12 protein-coding genes are annotated in these 11,773 nt (G+C 70.3%); 4 read left to right on the top strand and 8 right to left on the bottom strand.

Annotated features, from left to right (window positions below):
- The first annotated feature begins 364 nt into the window (after positions 1 to 364).
- On the top strand, positions 365 to 1,627 hold the full coding sequence (locus tag AC5L3X_RS37335; protein ID WP_494863400.1) for a coiled-coil domain-containing protein: 1,263 nt from the start codon (positions 365 to 367) through the stop codon (positions 1,625 to 1,627).
- A gap of 181 nt (positions 1,628 to 1,808) precedes the next feature.
- Here AC5L3X_RS37335 and AC5L3X_RS37330 read toward each other — a convergent pair whose 3' ends face one another.
- The 3 genes from AC5L3X_RS37330 to AC5L3X_RS37320 form a co-directional block, all read right to left on the bottom strand.
- A complete protein-coding gene (locus tag AC5L3X_RS37330) occupies positions 1,809 to 2,354 on the bottom strand; it encodes a YciI family protein (RefSeq protein WP_494863399.1) in 546 nt (181 codons plus the stop codon).
- 88 nt (positions 2,355 to 2,442) lie between these two features.
- The gene (locus AC5L3X_RS37325) at positions 2,443 to 3,279 is read right to left on the bottom strand and encodes an MBL fold metallo-hydrolase (RefSeq protein ID WP_494863398.1); all 837 of its coding nucleotides are present in this window, start codon (positions 3,277 to 3,279) and stop codon (positions 2,443 to 2,445) included.
- Positions 3,273 to 3,896, bottom strand: coding sequence for a dihydrofolate reductase family protein (locus AC5L3X_RS37320; protein WP_494863397.1), 624 nt, complete (start codon positions 3,894 to 3,896; stop codon positions 3,273 to 3,275). The genes AC5L3X_RS37325 and AC5L3X_RS37320 overlap by 7 nt, the downstream gene beginning before the upstream one ends.
- A gap of 46 nt (positions 3,897 to 3,942) precedes the next feature.
- On the opposite strand from AC5L3X_RS37320, the gene AC5L3X_RS37315 reads away from it, so the two are divergent.
- Positions 3,943 to 4,440, top strand: a complete 498-nt coding sequence (locus AC5L3X_RS37315) for a winged helix-turn-helix transcriptional regulator (protein WP_494863395.1) — start codon at positions 3,943 to 3,945, stop codon at positions 4,438 to 4,440.
- On the opposite strand, the gene AC5L3X_RS37310 is transcribed toward AC5L3X_RS37315, so the two are convergent.
- Entirely contained in the window at positions 4,404 to 4,622 is a 219-nt protein-coding gene (locus AC5L3X_RS37310; protein WP_494863393.1) for a hypothetical protein, read from the bottom strand. The two genes, AC5L3X_RS37315 and AC5L3X_RS37310, sit on opposite strands and share 37 nt — an antisense overlap.
- Entirely contained in the window at positions 4,574 to 5,851 is a 1,278-nt protein-coding gene (locus AC5L3X_RS37305) for an MFS transporter (RefSeq protein ID WP_494863391.1), read from the bottom strand. Before AC5L3X_RS37305 ends, AC5L3X_RS37310 begins: the two co-directional genes overlap by 49 nt.
- Before the next feature lie 134 nt (positions 5,852 to 5,985).
- On the opposite strand from AC5L3X_RS37305, the gene AC5L3X_RS37300 reads away from it, so the two are divergent.
- Positions 5,986 to 6,921 carry a LysR family transcriptional regulator gene (locus AC5L3X_RS37300; RefSeq protein WP_494863389.1) on the top strand — a complete coding sequence of 312 codons (936 nt, stop codon included), beginning with the start codon at positions 5,986 to 5,988 and terminating at the stop codon, positions 6,919 to 6,921.
- A gap of 24 nt (positions 6,922 to 6,945) precedes the next feature.
- Here the strand turns inward: AC5L3X_RS37300 and AC5L3X_RS37295 are convergent, their stop codons facing one another.
- Positions 6,946 to 8,085: a polyprenyl synthetase family protein gene (locus AC5L3X_RS37295; RefSeq protein ID WP_494863387.1), complete on the bottom strand. Its 1,140-nt coding sequence runs from the start codon at positions 8,083 to 8,085 to the stop codon at positions 6,946 to 6,948.
- Between the two features lie 452 nt (positions 8,086 to 8,537).
- Between AC5L3X_RS37295 and AC5L3X_RS37290 the strand changes: the two genes are divergently transcribed.
- Positions 8,538 to 9,200, top strand: a complete 663-nt coding sequence (locus AC5L3X_RS37290; RefSeq protein WP_494863386.1) for a hypothetical protein — start codon at positions 8,538 to 8,540, stop codon at positions 9,198 to 9,200.
- A 57-nt stretch (positions 9,201 to 9,257) separates the two neighbouring features.
- On the opposite strand, the gene AC5L3X_RS37285 is transcribed toward AC5L3X_RS37290, so the two are convergent.
- Entirely contained in the window at positions 9,258 to 9,839 is a 582-nt protein-coding gene (locus tag AC5L3X_RS37285; RefSeq protein ID WP_494863404.1) for a class I SAM-dependent methyltransferase, read from the bottom strand.
- Positions 9,840 to 10,202: 363 nt separating this feature from the next.
- Positions 10,203 to 11,672 (bottom strand): MFS transporter, encoded by a 1,470-nt coding sequence (locus AC5L3X_RS37280; RefSeq protein ID WP_494863385.1) that lies wholly within the window; start codon positions 11,670 to 11,672, stop codon positions 10,203 to 10,205.
- Positions 11,673 to 11,773 lie beyond the last annotated feature (101 nt).

Genomic DNA, 11,773 nt, shown 5'->3' with positions numbered 1-11,773 from the left:
CCATTGAGGCGATTGCCTCCTAATAGTCCACCGGATTACAGGTGGCCTTCTCAAACACCATCTCCCTGGGCGCGGCCAAAGCGACCTCTACTGACCGTAAGGACGCGTCCACGAAAGCGCCCACTCAAAGGATCTTGCTGACACCTCGTGGCACTCCCACTGACACCAAGTGGCATAACCCGAGGACAACTTCGTGGCAATCCGCACTTCACGGGCCGTCGAAGACGCGCTGTCTGTCGTCTCGCTTCTCTATTACTTGTGGGAATTCTGCCTTCTCGCAAGTTGGCCGGATCTCTGCTGACGCAACAGATCTCATTTTCTGATTTCTAATTTCTAGAAAATCAAAAAATGGTACGGTGCTGCGGTGACTGAGAGCGGTGTGGTGACGCCCTGCAAGCACTGTGGTGCGCCGATCGAGCAGCGGCAGGGGAGAGGGCGGCCCAAGGCGTACTGTCCCGAGGGGGACTGCCAAGCGGCGGCCAAGCGGGAGCGCGAGCTGCGACGGGCGACTCCCGGCTTGGAGGGGGCGCTGGCCAGGGCCGAGCAGTTGTACGACCGGATGGAGAGCGGCCTGGCCTCGGCGATCGAGCCGTTGGCCCGGGTGCTGGCTGAGGAGCTGAGCCCGGCCGGGGTGGAGGCCCGGTTGAGCGCCGTGCAGGCGGAGGCGCACACGCGCGTCGCGATCGCGCGCACCGAGCGGGAGCAGGCGTTCGAGCAGGTACGGCTGGCGCGGGAAGCAGCCGAGCACGCGCGCCGCGAGGCCGGGGCGATGCGGCTGCGGGTCGAGGAGGCGGAGGGCGAGCGCGACACCGCGCTGCGGGATGCCGAGCGGGCCCGCGAGCAGGCGCTGGCCGCCTTGCGGGAGGCGGCCAGCACCGAGCGGCAGGCCCAGCAGAGCGCTGACGAGGCCGGCCGACGGGCCGACCTGGCCGAGCGGCGGGCCGACGAGGCGCTGCAGCGGGCCGAGCTGGCGGAGCTGGCCAGGGTTCAGGCGGTGCAGGAGCTGGCCGAACGCGTTGAGGCTGCCGAAGAGCGTACGGATGAGGCGGAGGCGCGGGCCGTACGGGCAGGGGAGGAGGCCGAGCGGGCTCGGGCCGAACGTGACGAGGCGCGCGCTGAGGTCGCGACGGCAGGGCGGGCCAGGCAGCAGGCCGAGCGGGAGCTGGCAGCGGCGCAGGCCAGGGCGGAAGCGGCCGCCCAGGAACGCGATCGAGCCGTCGCCCGTGCCGAGGGCGCCGAGCGGAAGGCGGCGGAGGCCGACCGGGACCGGGCCGTCGCGCTCAACGACGTGGCGCAGGCGCGCGAGGCCGCCGCGGCCGAAGTGACGGCCGCGGACCGGGCGAGGAAGGACGTCGAACGGGAGCTGGCCGCGATGGGTGAGCGGATCAAGGAAGCCGAGGGCGCCGCTGCGGCGGCGCTCTCGCGGGCCGAGGAGGGAGTGGCGGAGGAACGGGCCCGCGCCGACGTCGTCGCGGGCGAGCGGGATCAGCTACAGGGTGATCTGCGGCTGGAGCGGGCGCGGCTGGAGGACATCCGGGCGCAGCTCGACGCCGCCCGTGCTGAGGCCGCCGAGCTGCGCGAACGGGCGGTGGCCGCCGAGCTGCAAGCCCGCCGGGACGAGTCGTGATTCGCTGGCCCGTGGAGGCGCACTACCGAGAGGGAGTGCCGTCAACCAAGGTGCCACCAGCCGCCAAGTAGGCGCTGATCCGGGGTTTCACGGAAATCTCTGCGTGCGACGCCGATAGCCGCCCTTGGTCGGGCGCCGGGCAGCGACGTGGCGTCGCCTGCCGGTGATGGTCACGTGCTGATCATCGTCGTCCGCCGAACTCCCACTCGTGAACTTCGATAGCGGCATACCGGTCCGGGGTCAGGACTGTGCGGGCCGCGTCCGGGCCCTGCGCCTCGACCAGGGCCGCCGTGCCCAGCCAGGTGGCGCCGTCGTCGGACGACAGCGGCCCGTAGGCGATCAACTCGTCCCTCCGGTCGGGCGGTGGGACGAGGTCGGCGGCCTGTCCGCAGGCCAGACCCAGCACCAGATAGCGGTTGCCGCCTTCGCGGCCACCGGGGAAGTCCCACATGGTGCGACCCAGCACGTTGCGCCACCGGCGCAGCATCACGTCACGGTACACGCCGGCCTGGAAGTTGGGCTCATCGAAGGCGAACGCCCGCGCGGCGGCGAGGTCCGGCAGGTCGACGATGTGCACGCTGCCGGTGGCCGTGTCGCCGTCGAGGGTTGGGCCGCGGGCGATCAGCTGCGCCGCGTAGCGGTCCATGTAGGACCAGTGCTCCTCGGCAAGCTTCTCGCGCAGCGCCGCGGAGCCGGGCCGGTCGCGGTGGTAACAGAAGAATTCCATATTGTGCCTACTTATCATGATCGCGGCAGGTGCGGGTGCGCCGGTATCGACCCGATGATCTCCCACGGGCTGCGTCGCGCACCGCTCGCTAGCCGGGCGTCCCGTCGCGCTCGCGTCTTCGGGCTAGGCTCTGGGCTTGCCCTGCGTGAATGTCGCCTACCCATTCCCAGCCGGGCTTGGCCGATGGGCCGAGCCGCGGGTCGTCGGGAGCGTGGCCGTCCCGCAGGGCATGCACGTACGCGCGGTCGAGCTCGATCCGTGCCCGTACCTGATCGGCTCCGCCGACAGACCCGTGACCGGGGACGACGACATCAACGTCGCCCGCCACGCCCTCGAGCAGCCGCAGCCCGACAAGGTACTCCTCGATCGGGTCGTTGGTGCCGTTCAAGTCGTCGAGCATCGGAATCAGGACATCAGACAGCATGTCGCCGGCGACGAGAACCCCGCGCTCCTCGACCAACAGCGCCGCATGGCCCGGGGCATGAGCCGGATGCTCAATGATCCGGACTTGAGGGCCGTCCCAAGGAATGCGCGTAGTTCCGGCGGGCAACCCGGTAATAAGGCCGAACAGGTCCAGCGGTACCTCCTCGGCGATTTCCGGCGGCAATCCCTCGGCGACGCGCGCCTCCCAGCCCGCGTTCGACCGCAGATCTCGCATATGAGCCGCACAGCGGGCTGTGCCGTAACGGGGCGCTTCGCCGAGCTCGGCGTGCCAGAGCACGTGATCCCAATCAGGATGCGTCGAGAAGCCTGCCACGACGGGCCGGCCCAGCTCGCGAAGGTCGTTCGCGAGGCAGGCCATTTCGGAGCCTTGTATCCCGGGGTCGACGAGCAACACGCCGGCCCGGCCTTGCACGACAACGGTGTTGTTCTGCAGCAACTCGCTCTGATGGACCAGCACACCCTCCGCGACCTGCGTCAGCATGAGATCGCCTCCTTCGCGTCCCGGATGGCGTAGCGATGCATCGTGACGCCCTGCTCGAAGGATCGCTGCTCCAGCAGGTCGAGATCGGTCGGCAGGTCGTAGTCGTCGAACAGCGGCCTGCCGAAGCCGAGGATCGCGGGATGGGTGAAGAGCAGCAACTCGTCAAGAAGCCCCGCCCGGAGCAGTTGCGTCGCAAGCGCCGCGCCGCCCACACTGATGCTGCCGTCGGTCTCGGCCCGCAGGGCGGCGAGCTGCTCGATCGCGTCGTCTCCGCCGATGATCCGGGTGTTGTGGTCGGCGGTGCGGCGGGTGCGGGAGACGAGCACCTTGGGCTTGGCGGTCCAGATCTCGCCGTACTCACGCATGACATCCGGCAGCGACGCGTCCTCCTGCGCCCGTGGCCAGTACTCCTCCATGACCTCGTAGTAGACCCGGCCGTGGACCATGAGCGCGAGCGCCCGTGTCTGCGCGTTGGCCTCGCGGTGCAGTTCCTCGTCGATGCGCAGCCACTCGCCGGCGCCATTGTCCCCCGGAACTTGCTCGATCCGCAGGTCGAGGGATACCTGCATCGAGTAGACGAAGCGACCCATCAGCTCCTCTTCCAAAAGTGATTGCATTCTGCAACTACTATATTGGGAGCGAAATACCTGTCAAGGAGGAATCGTGGAACCACGGTCCGGCTGTCCGATCAACGCCGCCGTCGAGGTGCTCGGAGATCGCTGGTCGTTGCTCGTGCTGCGCGACGTCATCTTCGGCGACCGCCGTTACTTCCGGGCGCTGCTCACCGGGTCGGTCGAGGGCATCGCCTCGAACATCCTCGCCGACCGTCTCGTACGGCTCGTCGAGGCGGGGATTCTTACCCGCGGCACCGCCGTGCGGGGGCAGCGCGCCCGCTACAGCCTCACTGAAGCCGGCATCCAGACTCTTCCGATCATGTACGCCCTCGGCAACTGGGGCCTCGACTGGCGCCCGGGCAGCGACGAGCTCCGGAGCCGGCAGCAGTTCATGCGCGATGAGGGTCCGGCGTTCGTCGAGGAGCTCATGGACGAGCTTCGCGTCCGCCACCTCGGCGCTCCGCCGAAGCCGCACGACGGTCCAGGCCCGTTCGAGCGCCTCGACGCCGCCTACGCCGCGGCCGCCGAGCGAGAACGCGTCGACTGACGGTTGGGCGCGATCGGGATGATGGCGGGATCAGGTGTTTCGCTCGTGGTGATCACCAGGCAGCCCTGGTCGGCCATGCGCGGCACCAGCAGCCGGGCCAGCAGGTAGTGGGCGAGGTGGTTGACCGCGAACGTCAGCTCGTAGCCCTCGGCGCTCCGTCCCTCGGTGCTGGAGGTCTGCATGCCGGCTCCGGCTCGGCGAGGGGCGACACGGCGCGTCGGGGGAGCAGCAGCGGGGTCGCCAGCAGGAGCACGCCGGCCAGGCCGATGGCCGTGCGCGGGCCGAGCAGGCCGCCCAGCACCCCCCATACGGCCGTCAGGAGCGCGGTCGAGGCCTTGGTCGTCACCGACCAGGCGGACAGCGTGCGGGCGACCCGGTCGTTCGCGGTGCGCTGGAGACGGTAGGTGGCGTAGACGGGGTTGAAGACCCCGCAGCAGAAGATCAGCCCGAGCTCGACGCCCATCACCAGCAGCAGCCCTCCGGCGCCCGGCCCCAGGAAGGCCAGCCCGACGGGCCAGATCGCGCGCAGCGTCCCGGCCACGACCAGGACCTGGTACTGCCCGAACCGGGTGACGAGCGGCCGGGCCAGCCGCGAACCGAGCAGCCCGCCGATCGCGGGCGCGGCGAAGGCGAGACCGTACTGCCACGGCGTGAACCCGAGGTGCCCGAGCATCAGGACGGCCAGCAGCGCGTCGATGGCCAGCACCAGGCCGTTGAACAAGGCGGTGTTGAAGAACAGCGGACGCAGCGTCGCGTCGGCGAGGATGTACCGCCAACCGTTGAGCAGATCCCCGGGCCGCAGGCGCGCGCCCTCGCGGCGCTCGGGCCGCGGCTCCTGGCCGCCCATCGCGCGGATGCCCAGGGCCGAGAGCAGGTAGCTGACCGCGTCGGCCACCACCGTCACCACCGGACCAAGGATCCCGATCGCGGCACCGCCCAGCGGCGGTCCGATGATCGTGGTCGTCCAGGTCGTGGACTCGAATCGCGCGTTGGCGACGAGCAGGTCCTCGGCCGGCAGCAGCGTCTTCAGGTACGCGCCGGAGGCCGCGCGGAAGGTGATGTCGGCCGCCGCGACGACGACCGAGACCAGCAGGAGCTGGATGAAGGAGAGCACGCCGAGCGCGAACGCGGCGGGGACCGTCAGCAGCGCCGCGAACCGCACCAGGTCCATCCCGATCAGCACCGGCCGCTTGCGGCGGAACTCCACCCACGGGCCCAGCGGCACCGCCACGGCCGCGCCCACCAGAGCCCCTACGGAGGACAACACCGCGACCTCCGCCGGCCCGGCGTGCAACACCTTGATCGCGATCAGCGGGAACGCGCCGAAGGCGAGCCACGTGCCAAGCGCGCTGGTCCCGTACGCTCCCCAAAGCCACCCGAACTGCCGCCCCAGCCGGTGCCCGCTCCGCATGCCGACGCTCCTCACCACTCCGCCGCACAACCGATCCGCGATCACGATCATCAAAGCGCGCGGCATACGAGGAGATCAAACAACCGCAAGGTCGCTTAGCCACAACCAATGGTTGTATCAGTAGGGTGTCCCGCATGGACCTCGACACCGTCCGGACATTCGTCGCCGCCGCCGACGCGGGGCAGTTCCAGGAGGCCGCCGCCGAGCTGGCGGTCACCCAGCAGGCCGTCTCCAAGCGCATCGCCGCACTGGAGCGCGACCTCGGCGTGCGGCTGTTCAGCCGCACGCCGCGCGGCGCCGAGCTCACCATCGATGGGCAGGCGTTCCTGCCCCACGCCCGCGAACTGCTGCGCGTCGCCGAGCGCGCGGTCGCGTCCGTCCGCGCCGGCAGCCGTCCGCTGCGCGTCGACATCATCGCCTCGCGCGGCGCGGCGTCGGGCCTGATGCGCGGCTTTCACCGCGCGCATCCCGAGGTCGAGCTCGACGTGGTGATGCTGTTCGACATCGAGGCGGCCGTCGCCGCCCTCCGGTCCGGTGTGATCGACGCGTCCTTCCGCGCCGTCGCCGTGCCCGGCCGGCCCCTTCCCGAGCACATCGAGGCCGTCCGGGTGCTGGACGAGCCACTCCAGCTCCTCACCGGGCCCGCCCACGCGCTGGCGTCCGCCCGTTCGGTGACCGTCGCCCAGCTCGCCGGGCACCGGATCTGGATGCCCGGCATCGTCCCCGGCACCGAATGGGCCGCCTACTACGACGACCTCGTCGCCGAGTTCGGCCTCACCATCGAGGCGACCGGCCCCAACTTCGGCTCCGACGCCCTCCTCGACACCATCGCCGACACCCCCGCCCTGGCCACCTTCATGGGCGGGCAGACCCGCCTCGTCTGGCCCGCCGGCCACGGCCTGCGCCGCATCCCGGTGACCAACCCCATGCCCGTCTATCCGCACTCGCTCCTGTGGCACCGCGACAACCCCCACCCCGCGCTGGCCACCCTCCGCGCCCACCTCGCCGCCGCAGGGGCCGGCCACGACGCCGCCGAGACCTGGGAGCCGGACTGGGCGATCCCGCGCTGAACGCCACCGCCGTAGCGGGCGGCTTCAGCATGCGCAGGGGGCGCACACGGTCGCGACGAAGCTCCGCAGCATGCGCGCGGACACCGGATGCGTAACGTCCTCCAGAGCGGTCAGAGCCGCCCGGTGGGCGTCATGGCAGGCGGTCACGGCCAGGTCCAGGGCCTTCGATCGGGCGTCCGGGTCACCGGCGAGAAGGTCGCCGGTGATCCCCGGGAGCGCGTCGGGGATGGCCGAGAGCCGTCCGGAGAGCATCCCGGGCAGCGCGACGTCGAGCCGGGTCCGCTCGCCGCGCACCGCCAGGACCTCTTCGGCGTGCAGGAAGGCGTGCCCGCTGTGGTTGCCGAAGTCCCGCAGCGCGCGGATGGTCTCGGGCGACGCCCCGCCGAGTTGCGCCCCGATGCGGGAGGGGAACTCCAGCAACGCGGCGAACACCTCTCCCGCCCGCGACCGGCCGGCCGGGTCGATCCTGGCGGAGCGGAGCGCGGCGAGCTCACCCAGCCAGTCGGCGAAGGACCACGACACCTCCGGCGCCGAGGCCGCCACCAGCCGCGATGCCTGCGCCAGAAGGAAGTCGCCGGCCAGCACGGTGCTGGCGACGGCCCAGTCCACCCGCCTGCCCGGTGCCGCGCGCGGGGGCATCGGGCCGAGGAAGGCCAGCGCCCCGAGGGTGGCGAGCTCGATCGCGGCGGCGAGGGTGGCGGAGGTGGCGTCGGGCGGTCTGCCACCGGCCAGCAAGGCGGCGAAAAACGGCACGGCGGGCCGCAGCCGCTGGTGCGGGGCCTGTTCTCCGGCGATCAGCAGGCGGGCGATGAACGGCCATTCCTTGCGGACGGTGCTGACCGCGACCTCGTCACAGGCGAGCAGGAACGGCCCGAGCAGCGCCACGTCGGGTGCGGGCAGCGGCATCAGATCGGCGGCCGTCAGCCCGGAGAACCCCTCCGGCGTCAGCACGGCCCGCCGGACCTTCGCCGAGACGGGCCGCTCGTCGCCGGCCGTGGCCACGAGGACGCGCCAGGCCAGGTGGTAGCGCCGGGCGGCGTGCGTTGCCGTCTCGAAGTAGCCGACGAACGTGGCGGACAGCCGCCGCGTGTAGGTTCGCCCCGCCGCGCCCGGATCGTCGGGATGGTCGGCGATAGCCCGGGCGGCCAGCAGGGCACTCTGCACGGCGTAGCTGAGCCCTTCGCCGGTGAAGGGGTTGACCAGTCCGGCCGCGTCGCCGACCAGGAGCCGTCCGTCATGGACGCTGCGCTCGGGGGCGAAACCGCTGTTGAGGACTCCGGTGACCGCCGGACCGGCGGGCAGGGCCCCGGCGAAGCGCGGATCCTCCTCGGCCAGGACGGCCAGGGCGGGTCATGCCGATGATCAGGGTGGATCCGGCGGCGCCGGACACGCGGAGCATGGTCCGCCGTGTCACAGGGACCGATCGAGGGGGATGGTCGCGCATCAGCCGCTGTCTCTTTTCCGAGGGGGACAAGACACATGACTGTGCGTCATGATCACCAGGAAACGTAGCTTGATCAAAAAACCATGATCAGGAGATTCCGGTCACCGATTTGCGTTGATTTCACGACAGAATGGCGATTCGGCGGACCAGAACGAGACGAGAACGGTGCGCCATGCAGACACCTCCTGGGCCACGCTCCTCCGCCGAGATCCGCGCCTACCTGAGAGACCGGCTCAACCAGGCACTTCGCCGTCCTGGCATGTTCGGCGGAGAGATGACCCTACGACTGCTGCTCGATCACCTGACGTACGCCGAACGCGATGACGCGGCATGGGCGGAGGAACTCCGGGTGCTGGAAGCTCGGGGCGCCCGCGACGCGCTCGGTGTGACCGGAGCGTTCACGACCGTGGTGGCCGGCGACTACGAGTCCGGCGTCGCCTCGATCTACGCGGAGTTCGTCCGCGATCGCGGCTGGCTGGACGTCGACCGAACGCTGACGACTGCGGAATACGCGTCCATACGCCGTGAAGTGGCCCTCTGGGTCGTTCAAGATCGTACGCTCACCGAAGTGCGGGAGACGTTCGGTCCGCCCTCCGTCCTCTTCGGCGGCGGCAACGCCCTCTACGGCAAGACGCTCGCCTACGCGACCGAGCGGGTGACCCAGCCGATGGTCTTCTTCCATCTCTGGAACGGAACCGATCCGGAAACCGGGCCGACCTGGCCACCGGCCTACCACGAGCCCATCCTCCTGGCCGTCCGCTGCGGTAGGGGACCGTTCAAGGACACGTTCACCTTCACCCCGCGAGGAAGCATGCGCCGTCCCGGCACCGCATAGCCCGATCCGCTCGACGGACTCGCCGCCCGCGTGGCGACCGTCAACTGCCCGCGCATGTCAGCCGGCCGAGCTCAGTCCCGCGGCTTGCGCCAGGTGATGCTGTAGCGGAACAGAAGGTGCCGGCGATACCGGGAGCCGGGCAGGATCTCGGCGGCCAACGCCCGCATCTTCGCGTACGTCACCGGTGGCGGCCACACCACGGGGGAGGGGGTGCTCCCAGTGGCCCTTCACGATGCGGTGGAGCGTGCCGACGACGACGGCGGCCAGGTCGCGCGGCAGGTCGTCGGGCATGGTGCTGCGGGCCAGACCGACGACGACCAGGACGCCGCCGGGGCGCAGCAGGTCGCGCATGCGGGCCAACCCGGCGGCGGCGTCCATGTGGTGCAGGGTGGCCACCGACGCGATGACGTCGAACGAGGCGGGTTCGAAGGGGTGGGTGAGGAAGTCGCCGAGGATGTAGTCGACGTCGTCCGGATGGTCGCGGGCCTGGTCGATGCTGGGCGCGTGGAGGTCGACGCCGGTGACGCGCGGCACGGTCCGCTGGAGTTCGCGGGCGAGCATGCCCTCTCCGCAGCCGACATCGAGGGCGTGCCGGGCGCAGCCGGCCCTTGCGGGCTGACATCTGAACGTCGCCCGTATCGAGGCGGACGGCCTCGCTGATGCGCGCGCCGGCGTAGTACGGGATCAGCGCGATGCACCGGCCCCGGGGCGACAGGTGCGCCTCCACGGCGCGCAGCCAGCGGATGCGGGCGCGCTCCTCCAGCGCGCGCGGCGCGTTCTTGGGCAGGTCTTCGCGGGCGACGTCGGCCTTGCCCAAGCCCCGGCGGACGTGGAAGTCGTCAGCGCGGTGAGAACGGAGCTGACGTAGACGCGGCTGCGCCTGGCCGGCCCGTCGCGCAGCAGCCACATCCGGTAATCGCGCACGGCCCAATCGCGAGCCTGGCGGTCAGTCAGGGGATCGGCCGGATAGGTGGCTAGGCGCTCAAACAGTGGTGCCCATTCTCATCGTGCACCCGTTCGCTTGACCACCAGAAGGGTGATCAAGAGAGCGGCGACTGCGAAGGTGAGACTGACGGTGAAGGCGGTTCCCATACCGTCAGCGATGGCGTGGACCGTGGGCTGCGTCGCGGAGTCGCTGTTGTCTTTGATGGTTGAGGCGTACACGGCGGACAGTACGGCGATGCCGAGTGATGCGCCGGTGAGCATCGCGGTCTGGAGCACCCCGGCGGCGGCTCCCGACTCGGCAGGGTCGACCGTGGACATGATCGCTATGTTGAACGGCACGACCACCAATCCCAGCCCCGCTCCGGTCAGCAGGAGGGGACCGGCGATGCCGGCCGCATAGCCGGTGGTTGCCGAGATCGGGACGAGCCACGCGACGCCGGTCATGAGCAAGGCCACGCCGATGAGCGCGACCGTCTTGCCGCTGAACTTGGCGATGGCTGGTAAGGCGTTCTGTGCGGTCAGCAGCATCCCGATCGCCATGGGCAGGAATGCCAGTCCAGCCTGCAGTGGGCTGTAGTTCAGCACCTGCTGGAGGAACTGGACGATGAAGAACTGCATGCTCATCGTCACCATGGGGATCAGCAGGAGGGCGGCGAAAGCGCCGGCGCGGGTGCGGTCGGCGAACAGCCGGAGCGGCATGATCGGCTGCCGCGTCCGTGACTCGATCAGTACGAACGCGACCAGCAGCACGATCCCGGCCGTCAGCGCGGCGAGCGCGGCCGGGTCCCGCCAGCCGTGCTCGGCGGTGCGTACCAGCGCGAAGGCGACGGCGACCAGCCCGGACATCGACGTCAGCGCCCCGGCCGCGTCGAAGCGGCCAGTTCGTCGCGGCGACTCGGCGAGATAGCGCGGTGCGATCAGGACGGCGAACAGCCCGATCGGGACGTTGATGAACAGCACCCAGCGCCACGACAGTGCGGTGGTGATGACGCCACCGAGGATGAGGCCGAGAGTCATGGCGGAGGCGGTGACGGAGGAGTAGACGCCTAGCGCCTTGGCCTGCAGGCCGCCCTGGAAGTTGGTGGTCAGCAAGGCCAGCGTGCTCGGCGCGGCCAGCGCAGCGCCGAGACCCTGCGCGGCGCGGGCGACGATAAGCACTTCAGGGTTGGGCGCCAGCCCACCCAGCAGGGAAGCGGCGGTGAACAGCACCATGCCGGCAAGGAACACCCGGCGGTGGCCGAGAATGTCGCCGGCGCGCCCGCCGAGCAGCATCAGGCCGGCGTAGGCGAGCAAAAAGGCATTGGTGACCCAGGACAGTCCAGCGGGGGTGAACCCGAGGCCGCCGCGGATCTCGGGCAGGGCCACGTTCATGATCGTGGCGTCGAGCATCAGGACCAGTTCACAGGAAACGATCACGGCCAGGGTTATCGCGGCGACGCCGGTCAGTTTCACATCAGCGGCTTTCGGCTCGGCCTCGGCGGCGGCCGCCGGTGCTTCAGCAGCGGATCGTTCGGGTGGGCTCGACATCTCTTCTCCTCCGGACCAGAGCATCCAAATAGGGAACTAGGTGGTTCACTATATGGGGCCGGTAGGGTGGGGACGCAACCCGGTCCGGTGTGAAGGAGGTG

This window comes from Nonomuraea sp. CX421, from assembly GCF_059358955.1.
This window is presented reverse-complemented; position numbering and strand designations above follow the sequence as displayed.